Annotated in this window: 12 protein-coding genes; 2 read left to right on the top strand and 10 right to left on the bottom strand. The window is 74.2% G+C overall.

Annotated features, from left to right (window positions below; all coding sequences use genetic code 11):
• The first annotated feature begins 90 nt into the window (after positions 1–90).
• Both CLV63_RS30230 and CLV63_RS30225 read left to right on the top strand, forming a co-directional pair.
• Positions 91–1524 carry an MFS transporter gene (locus tag CLV63_RS30230; protein WP_106586652.1) on the top strand — a complete coding sequence of 478 codons (1434 nt, stop codon included), beginning with the start codon at positions 91–93 and terminating at the stop codon, positions 1522–1524.
• A gap of 310 nt (positions 1525–1834) precedes the next feature.
• Positions 1835–2608, top strand: a complete 774-nt coding sequence (locus CLV63_RS30225) for a GIDE domain-containing protein (RefSeq protein ID WP_106586651.1) — start codon at positions 1835–1837, stop codon at positions 2606–2608.
• Positions 2609–2893: 285 nt separating this feature from the next.
• Here CLV63_RS30225 and CLV63_RS30220 read toward each other — a convergent pair whose 3' ends face one another.
• The 10 genes from CLV63_RS30220 to CLV63_RS30175 form a co-directional block, all read right to left on the bottom strand.
• On the bottom strand, positions 2894–3670 hold the full coding sequence (locus CLV63_RS30220; protein ID WP_106586674.1) for a DUF1295 domain-containing protein: 777 nt from the start codon (positions 3668–3670) through the stop codon (positions 2894–2896).
• A gap of 23 nt (positions 3671–3693) precedes the next feature.
• Positions 3694–4992, bottom strand: coding sequence for an SAM-dependent methyltransferase (locus CLV63_RS30215; protein ID WP_106586650.1), 1299 nt, complete (start codon positions 4990–4992; stop codon positions 3694–3696).
• Positions 4992–6248 (bottom strand): SAM-dependent methyltransferase, encoded by a 1257-nt coding sequence (locus CLV63_RS30210; protein ID WP_106586649.1) that lies wholly within the window; start codon positions 6246–6248, stop codon positions 4992–4994. Before CLV63_RS30210 ends, CLV63_RS30215 begins: the two co-directional genes overlap by 1 nt.
• Positions 6245–7027, bottom strand: coding sequence for a DUF1365 domain-containing protein (locus CLV63_RS30205; protein WP_245929200.1), 783 nt, complete (start codon positions 7025–7027; stop codon positions 6245–6247). Before CLV63_RS30205 ends, CLV63_RS30210 begins: the two co-directional genes overlap by 4 nt.
• Entirely contained in the window at positions 7024–8313 is a 1290-nt protein-coding gene (locus tag CLV63_RS30200) for an NAD(P)/FAD-dependent oxidoreductase (protein ID WP_106586648.1), read from the bottom strand. The genes CLV63_RS30205 and CLV63_RS30200 overlap by 4 nt, the downstream gene beginning before the upstream one ends.
• A 504-nt stretch (positions 8314–8817) precedes the next feature.
• Positions 8818–9555 carry an anti-sigma factor gene (locus CLV63_RS30195; RefSeq protein ID WP_106586647.1) on the bottom strand — a complete coding sequence of 246 codons (738 nt, stop codon included), beginning with the start codon at positions 9553–9555 and terminating at the stop codon, positions 8818–8820.
• On the bottom strand, positions 9552–10154 hold the full coding sequence (sigK, locus tag CLV63_RS30190; RefSeq protein ID WP_106586646.1) for an ECF RNA polymerase sigma factor SigK: 603 nt from the start codon (positions 10152–10154) through the stop codon (positions 9552–9554). The genes CLV63_RS30195 and sigK overlap by 4 nt, the downstream gene beginning before the upstream one ends.
• A 126-nt stretch (positions 10155–10280) precedes the next feature.
• On the bottom strand, positions 10281–10925 hold the full coding sequence (locus CLV63_RS30185) for a fasciclin domain-containing protein (protein WP_106586645.1): 645 nt from the start codon (positions 10923–10925) through the stop codon (positions 10281–10283).
• 76 nt (positions 10926–11001) lie between these two features.
• Positions 11002–12639 carry a molybdopterin-dependent oxidoreductase gene (locus CLV63_RS30180; RefSeq protein ID WP_106586644.1) on the bottom strand — a complete coding sequence of 546 codons (1638 nt, stop codon included), beginning with the start codon at positions 12637–12639 and terminating at the stop codon, positions 11002–11004.
• 181 nt (positions 12640–12820) lie between these two features.
• A complete protein-coding gene (locus CLV63_RS30175; protein WP_106586643.1) occupies positions 12821–14149 on the bottom strand; it encodes an MFS transporter in 1329 nt (442 codons plus the stop codon).
• Between the last annotated feature and the right edge of the window lie 81 nt (positions 14150–14230).

Raw genomic sequence — 14230 nt, 5'->3', positions numbered from 1 at the left:
GCCCACCACGGGCCTCCCCGCCCGTGCGAATACCCCCTCCCCCTTTTACTTCTCGTGTGCCACGGGCACACACATCAAGGAGACGCAGCCATGTCCGCGATCAACCACCGCCGCTGGTGGGCACTCATCCTGCTCGCCGGGGCCCAGTTCATGGTCATCATGGACACGTCGATCATCGGGGTCGCCCTCCCCGAAATGCAGCGCGACCTCGGGTTCTCCCAGGGCTCCCTGCAATGGGTGTTCAACGCCTACGTCGTCGCCTTCGGCGGCCTGCTGCTCCTCGGCGGCAGGCTCTCCGACCTCTTCGGTGCCAGGCGCGTGTTCGTCACCGGCTGGCTCATCCTCATCGCCGGGTCCGCCGTCGCGGCCGCCGCCGGCACAGCGGACGTCGAACTGCTGGGGCGCGCGGTCCAAGGCGCCGGCGGAGCGCTCATCGCACCGGCGGCCATGACCCTGCTGATGATGCTGTTCGGCCACGACTCCCGCGAACTCACCAAGGCGCTCGCCGTCTACGGTGCCGCCGCACCGGCCGGCGGGACGGCGGGCGTCTTCCTCGGCGGCGCCATTACCGAATGGCTGAGCTGGCCGTGGCTGTTCATCCTCTACATCCCGATCGGCGTCGCCTCACTGGCGGCGGTCCCCGCGCTGCTGCCCTCCGTGAAGGGGCGCGGCGGCTCCGTCGACCTCATCGGCGCCGGGACGGCAACGGCCGGGCTCGCCCTTGCCGTCTACGCCGTGGTCCAGGCCCCGGAGCTGGGCTGGGCAGCGCCGCAGACCCTCGCAGCGCTCGCAGGAGCGGCCGCGCTGCTGACCGCCTTCGTCATCAGCCAGCGCCTGCTGCGCACACCGCTGATGCCCCTCGGCGTCTGGCGCACCCCCGGCCTGGCAGCGGGCAACCTCGCGATCACCCTGCTCGGCGCCGCGTGGATCCCCATGTGGTACTTCCTCAACCTCTACCTCCAGCAGGTCCTGGGCTACGGGGCGTTCGCGAGCGGAGCCGCGCTGCTGCCGATGACGCTGCTGATGATGGTCTTCATGACGACCATCACCGGCCGCCTCATCGCCCGGTTCGGCACCAAGCCGCTGATCGTCACGGGACTGGTCGTGCTCGCGGCCGGACTCGGCCAACTCTCGCTTATCGGCCCCGAGGGGACCTTCACCGCCGACGTCCTGCCGGGCTCGCTCGTCGCCGCGCTCGGCATGTCACTGGTGTTCATCCCCGCCACGATGGCCTCCATCGGCGGCGCCCGCCCCGAGCAGGCCGGTCTCGCCTCCGGCATCGTCAACACCACCTACCAGGTCGGCTCCGCGCTGGGGCTGGCCGTCATGACGGCGGTCGCCACCTCCCAGGGCGCCGACCGGATCGGCGACCTGCCCGCGCTGACCAGCGGATTCCAGGCGGCCTTCATCGGCGCCGGCACCGTCGCACTGGCGGGCGCGGCGCTCGGCCTGGCCACCATGCGGTCCCCGAAGCGGGCCGCGCCGGAGTCCGCCCCCGAACCGGCGGAAAGGACCGGAGTCTGACCCCCGTCCCCAGTCGGCCACCGGCGGCCGCGCCCCGAGAGGGCGCGGCCGCCCCGCGTCGCGCGCCGGTCCCGGACGCCGCGCCGGTGGACCACCGGTGTCTCACGACCCCGGAGCAGCGCGCGGCGGCCGGCGCCGTCCCGCAGGAATGGCCGAAGGCGGCCCCAGTGGCGGCCCGTTCCCGCCGCCAGGCGGCCGTTCCCGCCGGAGAGGAGGCCCGGCGGCGGTCGGGGTTCCGGTCGGCCATCTGGACGCACGGCGACACGCCGATAGAGTCTCCGGTGTTTCGCAGCATCCACCGGGAGGCGCCGTGCTCTGGATCGGTCTCATTCTGCTCGTCGTGGCGGGGATACTCGCTTGGCGGATCCGCCGGTCGAACGCGCGGCTCGAATCCTTGCAGCGCACCGAGACCGTCACCATCGGCGACCTCCGTGCGATGCAGCAGGCCGCTGCCGCCGCTGCCGGTCCCGGCCACTTCCGCCACACCTGCGAGGTGATCGGCACCGCCCAGCCGCACCGGAACGGCCTGCTGACGTCGCAGCTCAACAAGGTCGAGTGCGTCTGGCACCGCCACAAGATCACGCGGCGGTACGAGGAGAGGCGGCGCGACGGCAACGGCCGCACCAGACGCACCACCAGGAACGAGACGGTCGCGCAGCACCGGAGCAACACCGCGTTCTTCGTCGAGGGCGACGGCGGCAAGGTCGTGATCCGCCCGGAGGGCGCGGAGATCGTCGGCGCCGCCAAGCCGCTCGACGTGTTCCGGCCGCACGAGGGCGGGCGGAAGACCGTCTCGATCGGCCCGATCTCGTTCACCGGCGGCGGCGACGGCACCATCGGCTACAAGCACGAGGAATGGGTCCTGCGCGCCGGCACCAGGCTCTTCGTCCACGGCGAGGCGAACGACGCCAACGGCTACCTGGAGATCGGCCGCCCCGCCGAGAACGGCGAGTTCATCGTCTCCGGCAAGCAGGAGCAGGAACTCGTCCGGAGCGGCAACCGGGAACTCAAGATCACCGCCGTGGCATGCGGGCTGTGCGCGCTGGGCGGCGTGGCCCTGACCATCGCCGGACTCGTCCTCTGACGGCCCCGTAGGTACGGCGCACGTCAACCGATCCAGACGACGCGAACGATGAAGTTCATTCGCATCCGCTCCGGGGCGGGGTACATGAAGAACCCGCGTCCGCCGAAGATGTCGAACGTGCGGAGGCCGCCACCGTGCGACGGGCCCCGTCCGGCGGCTGCGGCATCATAGCCGAGGATCGTCGTGCCGGTTTAGGTGTTCGGCGAACGCCTCCGGGGGTCACTTCACGAGGGGTTCGCTGAATCCCGGGCGTATCGACAGGCGGCGGGGAGCGGAGGGGGCGTCCTAGCGGCGCGGGGGCAATGGGACGAATCCGCTGGTCCGCCGGGCGTACTCGGACCAGCCGGGGCGGTCGGCCATGCGGGCCTCCAGCAGCCGCTTGCCCGAGCCGACCGTGAGGAGCAGGGTCATCACGACCGGCGCGGGGACGGTGAGGACCGCCGGCCACGCCTCGGCGGCGACGAGGAAGAGGCCCCACCACACGCAGGCGTCACCGAAGTAGTTGGGGTGGCGGGTCCACGCCCACAGGCCGCGGTCCATGATGCGGCCCCGGTTCGCGGGATCGGCCTTGAACCGGGCGAGTTGGGCGTCGCCGACCGCCTCGAACAGCATCCCGACCGCCCACACCGCGGCCCCCGCCGCGGCGACCGGGCCGAGCGGCGCGGCGGAGTAGGCGGCCACCTGCACCGGCAGCGAGATCAGCCAGATCAGCAGCCCTTGGGGCAGGTAGACGACGCGCAGCGCGTAGGCGGTGCGGTCGCCCGGCGCCTTGGCGAGCAGCGCACGGTAGCGGGGGTCCTCCCCTTCTCCGCGGGAGCGCACGGCGATGTGCGCGGCGAGCCGCAGCCCCCACACCGCTGTCAGCGCACACAGCAGCCAGGTGCGGGCGGGGTCGCCGTGACCGGCGGACAGCACCGCTGTCACGGCCGCGACCAGGGCGAACCCCGCCCCCCACGCGACGTCGATGACGGAGTGGCGGCCCAGGCGCAGGGCGACGGCGAGCGTGGCGGCGAGAAGCGCGGCGACCGCCAGCGCGCTCACTCCGAGGTTCACCGCGACCATGGCCCCGGCCCCCTCTGCCGCGGTCACCGCCACTCCCCCGCCCCTGTGCCGCGCACCGGCGCCATGCCGCTGCCGCCGCCGGGATCCGGCCGGACGGCGAGGATCTGGTCGACGCCCATGCGGCCCTCCTCGAACGCGAGCGAGCCGCCGACGAAGTACAGCCGCCACACCCGCGCGGTCTCCTCGCCCACCAGCCGCACCGCGTCGTCCCAGCGCCGCTCGAACTCGGCGTGCCAGGCGGCGACGGTGCGGACGTAGTGCTCGCGCAGCGCGTGCACGTCGCGGACCTCCAGCCCGGCGTCCTCCAGCAGGGCGATGGTGTCGCCGACCGGCCGCATGTGCATGTCCGGCGCGATGTAGGACTCGATGAACGGACCCCCGCCGGGGCTCGCGCCGCGGCCGCGCGACATCTGCTGGAGCAGCAGCCGCCCGCGCGGGCGCAGCAGCGCGTGCAGCCGGGACGCGAACACGGGGAAGTTGCGCGCGCCGACGTGTTCGCCCATCTCCACCGAGGCGACGGCGTCGAACGGTGCGTCGCCGATCGCGCGGTAGTCCTGGCGGCGCACCTCCACCAGGTGGGACAGCCCGCGTTCGGCGATGCGCTTGCGGACGTGGTCGCGCTGCTGTTCCGAGAGGGTCACCGCTGTGACCCGGGCGCCGTGGTGCTCGGCGGCGTACAGCGCCAGCGACCCCCATCCGCAGCCGACGTCGAGCAGCCGGGTCCCCTCGGTCAGCGCGAGCTTGCGGCAGATGAGGGCGAGCTTGTCGGCCTGGGCGTCCGCGAGCGTGTAGCCGGGTCCATCGCCGGTCCAGTAGGCGCACGAGTACGCCATGGACGGGTCCATGAACAGGGCGTAGAGCGCGTTGGACAGGTCGTAGTGGTGGGCGATGGCGTCGGCGTCGCGGCCGGGGGTGTTGACCCCGCCGCGCAGCCGCGCCTCACTGGCGGGCGGGGACGGCGGCCGACCCACCGCGCGCAGCGACACGGCGATCCGCGCGGCGGCGGCCCAGTCCGCCGCGGTCAGTCGGCCGGTGCCCCGTTCCCGGACCGCCGCCCGCACGCGGCGGAATCCGTCGCCGAGGTCGCCGGCCACGTCGATGTCGCCGGTGATGTAGGCGCGGGCCAGGCCGAGTTCGCCCGGGCGTGCCAGGAACCGGCGCAGCGCCTCAGGGCGGCGCAGGACGAGCGCCGGGGCGTCGGCGGGGCCTGCCTCGCTGCCGTCCCAGGCGCGCAGCCGTACCGGCAGCGCGCCGTTGAAGAACCGTTCGGCGAGGGGGGCGAGGAAGTGCGCGGCTCCGCGCGGGTACGCGTGGTGGGTCATCAGGCACGCTCCAGAACGATCTGTTCGACGTCGATGAGGCCCGAGCGGAACCCGGCCTCGGAGTAGGCGAGGTAGAACGACCACATGCGGTGGAACACCCCGTCGAAGCCGAGCGCGGCGGCCTGCTCCCGCCCCGCGTCGAAGGCGGCGCGCCACAGGCGCAGGGTCTCGGCGTAGTCGCCGCCGAACCGGAGGCGGTCGGCGACCCGCAGGGCGGTGCGGGCGCGCACCTGCTCCTCGATCGCGCGCACGGACGGGATCAGCCCGCCGGGGAACACGTACTTGTGCATCCACGTGTACGCCGAACGGGAGGCGCGCATCCGCGCGTGGTCCATGGTGATGGCCTGGAGGCCGACCCGGCCGCCGGGCGCGGTGAGGCGGTCGAGCGCGGTGAAGTACACGGGCCAGTAGCGCTCGCCGACCGCCTCGACCATCTCCACGCTGGCGATCGCGTCGTAGCTCCCGCGGAGTTCGCGGTAGTCGGCGACGCGCACGTCGGCGCGGTCGGCCGCGCCCGCCGCTGCGACCCGGGCCCGGGCGAGGTCGCACTGCTCCCGGGACAGGGTCACCGAGTCCACGCGGGCGCCCCGCTGCGCGGCGCGGATCGCCAGGGCGCCCCACCCCGTGCCGATCTCCAGCAGCCGGGTGCCGGGGCCGACGCGGGTGCGGTCGAGCAGCCGGTCGATCTTGCGGTGCTGCGCGGCCGCCAGGTCGGCCCGGTCGGCGGCGGGGCCGCCGTCGAACAGCGCGGCGGAGTAGGTCATCGTCTCGTCGAGGAAGAGCGCGAACAGCTCGTTCGACAGGTCGTAGTGGCGGCGGATGTTGCTGCGCGCGCCGCTGCGGGTGTTGCGCTCGGCGCGCGGCTGGGTCGGCAGTGCCAGTGCGCGCAGCGGCCGCAGCGGGCGCGGCACGAGGTCGGCGAAGCCGCCGCCGAACGCGGTGAGCAGCGCGACCAGGTCGGGCGCGTCCCAGTCCCCGGCCATGTAGGACTCGCCGAAGCCGATCAGCCCACCGGCGGCGAGCCGCCGGTAGAACGCGTCGGGCCGGTGCAGCTCCAGCACCGGTGTGCCGGGCCCGCCACCGGACGGGAGCGGCCCGCCGGGTGTGCGCACCCGGATCGGCAACCGGGCGAACGCCCGCAGGGAGATGGCCCGGGCGACCGTCCCGCGCACGCGGGAGGGCGGCACGCGCGCGACGTCGGGCCAACGGGCCGCGTCCACGGCGGTGGTACCAACAGGTTCGGCAGTGGCGGTCATGACAGGCTCCTCGTCTCCTCTCCTCGGGCCCCGGCATCGGGCGGGCGGCCGCACGGTGCGGGTGGCCGCGGAACCAGCGGCAGGCCGCGCAGCAGCAGCCGGACGCCCTGCCACCGGATCCGCGCGGCCCCCACCAGTGGTGTCACCGGGTGCCGGGCCGCCAGCCGCAGCAGCGCGCCGAGTGTGGCCGGCCGACGGCGCCCCCGGACGCTCGCGGCGAACGGCGCGCACCCCGGCCGGTGCAGGGTGATGGCGAGGTCCAGCCGCTCCCCCGGCTCGGGCAGCGCCAGCCGGTACTCGCCGTCGACGGCGTTGAACGGGGAGACGTAGAGCGCCTTCGGCACCCGCGCACGGCCGCGCGCGTCCACGTCCAGCAGGTAGCGGTGGCCGTCCCCGTAGGTGTTGTGGACCTCGGCGACCACGGCCCGCAGGGTCCCGTCGGGGCTGTGGCACCAGGAGACCGTGAGCGGGTTGAACACGTGGCCGAGGACGCGGCCGTGCGCCAGCGTCAGGATGCGGCCGCCGCGGAGGTCGATGCCGCTGCCGCGCAGGAACGCGTCGATCGGCGCGCGCATCGCGTCGCCCCTGCCGCCGCCCATGTCGCGCGGGTCGAACCGGGTGAGCCAGCCCAGTCCGCGCGGCAGGCGGGGCGGGTCGTCGAGGTCGATGAGCCAGTAGTAGCCGCCGTAGGCGAACGTGTTGCGCACGGGTTCGGAGCGCGCGTGCCGGACGGTCGCCTCGTACAGCGCCGCGGTCGGCCAGGACGTCGCTCCCCTCACCAGTCGGCCCCCAGCGCCCTGGCCGCCGCGACGCCGGACCGGCAGCCGTCCTCGTGGAACCCCCAGCCGTGGTGGGCGCCCGCGAAGGCGAGCACGCCGTCGCCCAGTTCCGGCAGCCGCCGCTGCGCCGACAGCGACTCGGCCGTGTACACCGGGTGCTCGTAGGTCATGGCGGCGAGGACGTGCTCGGGGCGCACCTCGTCGGCGGCGTTGAGGCTGACCACGAAGTCGCGCCGCGCGTCCAGGCCCTGGAGGCGGTTCATGTCGTAGCTCACGCGCACCGCGTCGGCGGTGTCGGAGCAGCGCGCCATCCGGTAGTTCCACGCCGCCCGCGCCGAGCGCGCGCGGGGCAGGCCGCCGGGGTCGGTGTGCAGCACGGCGGTGTTGCGCGAGTAGCGGAACGCGCCGAGGACCTCCCGCTCGGCCGTCGTGGGGCGGTGGAGCAGGCGGAGCGCCTGGTCGGCGTGGGTGGCGACCACGGCGCCGTCGAAGCGGTGGCGCGCGCCGCCCGCGTCGATGCGCACCCCGCCGGCGGCGCGCCGGAGGGACTCGACCGGCGTGCCGGTGCGCACCGCTGTCAGGTTCTTCGCGACGCGGTCGACGTAGGACCGCGACCCGCCGGCCACCGTGTACCACTGGGGGGAGCCGCCGACGGACAGCATCCCGTGGTTGGCGAGGAAGGCGAAGAGCGAGCGGGCGGGGTAGGCCATGGCGGTCTCGGGCGGGCAGGACCACACCGCCGCGACGAGCGGGGTGATGAAGTGCGCGGTGAAGTAGGCCGAGTACCCGCCGTCGCGCACGAACGTGCCGAGCGCGACGGCACCGGCGCCCGGCGCGGCGTCGGCGAGCAGCGCGCGGGCGGCCCGGTGGAAGCGCGGGATCTCCGAGAGCATGCGCAGGTAGGCGGGTTTGGCGAGGTTCCGCGGCGTTGCGAACAGGCCGCGGACGCCGCGGGCGCCGGCGTACTCCAGTCCGCATCCGGCGCAGCTCACCGACAGGCTCATGCCGCAGGGCCGGGTCTCCACACCGAGCTCGTCGAACAGCCGGACGAGCAGCGGGTAGGTCCGCCTGTTGTGCACGATGAACCCGCTGTCGACGCCCAGCGGCGCGCCGTCGGTGTCGGCGACGTCGTGGGTGTGCGCGTGCCCGCCGAGCCGGGTGTCGGCCTCGAACAGCGTGACGTCGTCCCCCGCGCGTTGCAGGACGTGCGCCGCCGCCAGGCCGGACACTCCGCTGCCGACAACCGCGATCGAGCGCCCGCCGGGCCGCGCTCTTGTGCCCCTCATCCGGCTCCTCCCGGTCTCCGTGCGCTCCGCACACCCGTGATTCGGCACCGGCGCGCGCCCGGATTGGTGCGGATGCCGGACGGCGTGCGCAATGCCCGCCGCGGTGCGGTGCCCGCCGCGGGTGCGCGGCAATGGGCGGCCGGGGCGGCGGTTCCCTGCGGAGTCTTCCGGGAGGCGCTGGCGGATCCAGCACAGGCGGCTGTCAGCCGGCGGCCGACGACCGCCCGCCACCCCCGCCGCCTCGAAGGCCGCCGCTCCGCGCGAAGCGCGAGCGGGCACGGAGCACCGCGCCCCGCTTCGACCACCGGATCCCGGAACCGGCACAACCGGTCGCGGCGCACAGGACCGGCGGGAACACTCCAGCGTGGTGCTTCGCGCCGCCGGGTGCTCCGCGACCGCGGCGGCGGCCGACCCGCGGTCGCCCGGGTCACCTGGACCATGCGGACGTCGGCGCGGCCGGTGCCCCGGGGGACGGGCACCGGCCGCGCGTCTCCTCCGCAGTGGTCAGGCGTTCAGGGGCATCGCCATGATGGGGTCGGCGGTGGGCGCGGGCGAGCCCCCGGCGGGTTCGATGGTCACCGCGACGTCCTCGGCGTCGCCGAGCCCCGTCGCGAGCAGCGGGGTCGTCGCGCCGTCGGCGCGCAGCCGGACCAGCCCGCCGGACCGCGGGTCGCCCTCGCCGTCGAGCAGCCAGAGCTGGTAGTCCCTGCCCTCGACGGGCCGCAGCCCTTCGGCGCTGAACACCAGTTCACCCCGCTGTCCCGAGGACACCACGGTCGCCGAGACCCCGTTGTCGAGTTCGGCCCCGTTGAACTCCGCGTCGGGCGCCGCCATGACGGCGGCGACGGCGCTCTGGTCCCGCCGCAGCTCCTCGACCTGCTGGGCGAGGCGGTAGGCGAAGCCGCCGAGCGCGAGCGCGGCGACGACGCTCGCCGCGAGCGCGACGACCAGGGCCTTCTGCCGCCATCCGGAACGGGTGATGAACACGGGTTCGGGTGCCGGTGTGAGCTGCCGGGTGCGCGCGACCTCGGCGAGAATTCGGCGCCGCATCTCCTCGGGCGGGGTGGTCGCCGCCGCGGACCCCAGCACCGCCGTGGTCTCGACGAGGCCCCGCACCTCCTGGACGCAGGCGTCGCAGTGGGCGAGGTGCTCCTCGAACCGCCGCAGTTCATCCTCCGGCAGTGCGTTGAGCGCGTAGGGACCCGCAAGCGTGTGCAGATCCTGGCGGAGTCTCCGCTTCACCACTCCACCCCCAGGCAATCGCGCAGGCGGATGAGGCCATCGCGCATACGGGTCTTCACGGTTCCCAGCGGCACGGTGAGCAGCCGGGCGACGTCGCGATAGGTGTATCCACCGTAGTAGGCGAGCTTGACCGACTGCCGTTGCAGTTCGGTGAGCGATTCGAGGCAGCGCCGGACCCGTTCCCGTTCCAGCCGGTCCGTCGCCTCCTCCGCCACCTCGTCATAGGGCGTCGTGGCCTCGGCCGCCGCCGCGCGCGCCTCGCGGTCCGTTCCCGCCTGCTCGGAGCGGACCCGGTCGACGGCGCGCCGGTGCGCGAGGGTCAGGACCCAGGCGTGCGCGCTGCCGCGGTCCGGATCGTAGCGGCACGCGCTGCGCCAGACCTCGACCAGCACCTCCTGCGCGACCTCCTCGGACTGGGCGGGGTCGCGCAGGACCCTGCGGACCAGGCCGAACACCGACGGGCTCACCTGCCCGTAGACGTCCTCGAAGGCGCGCTCGTCGCCACGCGCGACCTGCCGCAGCAGATCCGCGAGCGCCGGCGGCGGCGCCGGCTCCGCTGCGGGCACATCGGCCCGGCGTTCGGCGAATCGATCGTCCATCCCACTCTTCTCCCCAGCCACAGCACCATGAGTCCGGACGGGCCCGCATCATCGGCAGGGCCCGCCCGGACGCCCTGTGGAGCCGGCGTCCCCGCGCGGACGCGGGGACGCGCCGGCGCCCTGCCGTCACTTCTCCGGCGGCATCAGCACGGAGTCGATGATGTACACAGTGGCGTTCGAGGTCTGGACGTTGCCGCAGGCGACGGACGCCTCGTCGTTGACCTTGAAGTCCTCGCCGGACCCCGACGTCGCCACCTTCTCACCCTGGAGGCTGGTGAAGTCGCCCTTCTCCAGGTCGGCCGGGGTCTGCTTGCCCTCCACCACGTGGTAGGTGAGGACCTCGGTGAGCATTTCCTTGTCGTCGAGCAGCGCGTTCAGGTCCTTCTCCGGGACCTTCTCGAACGCGGCGTTCGCGGGCGCGAACACGGTGATGTCCTCGGCGCTGTTCAGCGTGTCGCCGAGCTCGGCCTTGCCCACCGCGTCGACCAGTGTCGACAGTTCGGGGTTGTTCCCCGCTGCGGTCGCCACCGGGTCCTGCGCCATGCCGTCGAAGCTCCCGGCGCCGTCGGCGGGGACATCGGCGCAGGCGGGGCCGAACGGCTCGTCCATCGCCGCCTTGCCGCCGTCGGCCTCCGAGCTCTTGTCGGCGGCAGGGGAGGCGTCCTTCTCCCCGCCGCCTTCGGAACCGCCGCCACCACAGGCGGCGAGCCCGAATGCGAGGGTCGCGGCGGCCGGGATCAGCATCAGTTTCTGCGCGGTGCTTGCGGTCATGGCAATCGCTCCTTGTGTCGTCGTACTTCCGGGTCGTCCGGCGGCCCCAGGGCGGGGACGCCGCGGTTCGGTCAGGTCACTCGACGAGGACCTGCACGGAGTGGTGGCCGCTCGCCCCGTTGGGGATCGGCTCGGCGCGCCCGGCGGTCTGGGTGCGGCCGGACGCGTCGGTGGCGCGGACCCGCAGGGTGTGGCGGCCCGGTTCGGCCCGCCAGTCCCAGGTCCACTGCCGCCACGTGTCGATGCCGGGGACCTCGGCGAGCGCCGCCTCGCGCCACTCCCCGTCGTCGACCCGGACCTCGACCGCGTCGATGCCGCGGTGCTGGGCCCAGGCGACCCCGGCCACGGTCCGGGCGCCGGGCTCGACGCGCTCCAACGGGCCGGGGACGTCGATGCGGGCCATGGTCTTGATGGGCGCCTCGACGGCCCAGTCACGCTGCGCCCAATAGGCGCGCTCGTCGGCGAACCGGGTCAGCTTGATGTCGGTGACCCACTTGGTGGCGCTGACGAAGCCGTAGAGGCCGGGCACGACCATGCGCACGGGGAAACCGTGGACGCCGGTCAGCGGCTCGCCGCCCATGGCGACGGCGAGGATCGCGTCGCGGCCGTCCATGGTGATCTCGGTGGGGGTGCCGCACGTCCAGCCGTCGGCCGAGGTGCTGAGGATCTGGTTCGCTCCCCGTTGCACGCCCGCCTCGCTCAGGAGGGTGTCCAGCCGCACGCCGAGCCAGCGGGTGTTGCCGGCGAGCTCGCCGCCCACCTGGTTGGAGACGCAGGTCAGGGTGATGTCGGCTTCGACCATGGGGCGCTTCAGCAGCTCCTCGAAGTCGAGCTCGACGGGGCGGTCGACCAGCCCGTGGACGCGCAGCAGCCACTCGTCGGGCCGGACTCGGGGGACCGACAGCGCGGTGTCGATGCGGTAGAAGTCCTTCGCGGGCGTGCTGAAGGGGGTGAGCCCGGGGAGCTTCAGGTCGGACCCCTTCGGCAGCGGCGGCAGCGGTTTCGCCGCGGCGGGCAGCCGCACTCCGGCGCGGCCGTCCGACGATCCGGCGAGCGACCACCGGCCGATCCCGCCCCCGGCCGCGGCCGCCGCGAGCACTCCGGCCCCCATCAGCAGGAGTGGGCGGCGCGCCGGGCCGGAGGGGGGCGCGGTGCCTGAGGCGGCCGAATCGCTGCCGTCCTCGGGCCCGGGGCCGGGGGCCCGCGGCACCGCGCTGTCCTTGCGGGCCTCCGCCGCGGCGAGGGCCGGGGCCGCCCTGGCGGCGAGCAGCGCCAGCGCGCCGGCTCCGGCGGCGGCGCCGATCAGCACCGGGAGCACCGCGAGCGGGGCGAAGTCGCGCCGCAGGAACACGGCGAGCACCCCGGCTGCGGCGAACACGGCGAGGCCGATATGGCCCAGCGCGGGCCTGCGCAGCGCGACCGAGCCCAGCAGCACCGCCGAGAGGGCCAGGACGGCGACGATGCCGCCGACCAGGACCGCCTTGTCGTACAGCCCGAATGCCGCGATGGCGAACTCCTTGAGCGGAGCCGGGCTGTAGTCGACCGCTGCGTCGCCGACCACGATCACCGGCGACGCCTGCGGCGAGTCGAGCAGCCCGGCCACCGCCTCGGCCACGCCGAGGGCGAGCGCCGTCACCGGCAGCCCGACAGCGGCCCCGAGCAGCAGGCGGCGCGTCGCGCGGCGGATCCTCGTCTCTGTACTCACACCGGGCATTCGCCGCCGCGGGCCCGCCGGATTGGTGCCGGATCCGGGAAGTTTCCGGGCGGGCCGGGCGGCTCGCGGTGCAGCGGGCGGACGGCGGGGGGCCGCGCCCGGGCCGCGGGCCGCCCTCGGCGCGCGGAAGCCGGGCCGCGCCCTTGGTCAGGGGCGCGGCCCGGGCCCGGCGTTCAGAGGGTCAGGGGGCCGGCGAGACCCATTCGGCGGCGGGGGTGGTCAGGTCGCGGCCGCGGGTCTCGCGGGACGCCCACACCGCGACCACCGTGAGCGCGCCCGCGGCGGTGACGTACACGGCGATCGGGACGCTGCTGCCGAAGCCCGCCAGCAGCCAGGTGGCGATGAGCGGCGCGAGGCCGCCCGCGACGATCGACGCGAGCTGGTAGCCGATCGACGCGCCCGAATAGCGCGCCCTCGTGCTGAACAGTTCGGAGAAGAACGCCGCCTGCGGGCCGTACATCGCGCCGTGCAGCACCAGCCCGACCGTCGCCGCCGTCGCCACCGAGCCGAACGTTCCGATGTCGATCAGCGGGAAGAACGCGAACGACCAGGCGGAGACCCCGATCGCGCCGATCGCGATGACGGGGCGCCGGCCCCACCGGTCCGACAGCGCGCCCCACAGCGGGATCACCACCAGATGCACCGCCGAGGCGAGCAGGACGGCGTTGAGCACGGCCCCTTGGTCCATGTCCGCCTGCTGCGTGGCGTAGACCAGGATGAACGCGGTGATCACGTAGTAGGAGATGTTCTCGGCCATCCGCACGCCCATGGCAACGAGCACCTCGCGCCAGTGGTGGATGATCACGTCGATGATCGGGATGGTCTCGCTGCGCGGGTTCGCCGCGGCGCGCGCCGCCGCGTCCTTGAACACCTGCGACTCGTGCACGGCGAGGCGGATGTACAGCCCCACCAGGACGAGCACACCGGACAGCAGGAACGGGATGCGCCACCCCCACGCCACGAAGTCCGCGTCGGACTGGACCACCGACAGGACGGCGAGGACCGCTGTCGCGAGGAGGTTGCCGCAGGGGACCCCGGCCTGCGGCCACGACGCCCAGAAGCCGCGGTGCCGGTCGCTGCCGTGCTCGGAGACGAGCAGCACGGCACCGCCCCATTCGCCGCCCAGCGCGAAGCCCTGGATCAGCCGCAGCGTGGTGAGCAGGATCGGGGCCGCCGTCCCGATGGCGGCGTAGGTAGGCAGCAGCCCGATGGCGAACGTCGCGATGCCCATCATCAGCAGGCTGATGATCAGCAGCTGCTTGCGGCCCACCCGGTCGCCGAAGTGGCCGAACACCAGGCCGCCGATGGGACGCGCGATGAAGCCGATCGCGTAGGTGCCGAACGCGAGCAGGGTGCCGACGAGCGGGTCGGACTCGGGGAAGAACACCGCGTTGAACACCAGGGCCGCGGCGGAGCCGTACAGGAAGAAGTCGTACCACTCGATCGTGGTGCCGATGAGGCTCGACAGCACGACCCGGAAGAACGGGGTGCGGGGCTCAGGGGCTGCCATGTGGGTCACCGTTTCGTCGGGGGGACGCGGAGCAGGCCGTTGTTGCCGCACACGCTAGGCAGCGAAGGTGATCCGGGCCAT

It is taken from the genome of Murinocardiopsis flavida, from assembly GCF_003014485.1.
GTDB lineage: Bacteria > Actinomycetota > Actinomycetes > Streptosporangiales > Streptosporangiaceae > Murinocardiopsis > Murinocardiopsis flavida.
This window is presented reverse-complemented; position numbering and strand designations above follow the sequence as displayed.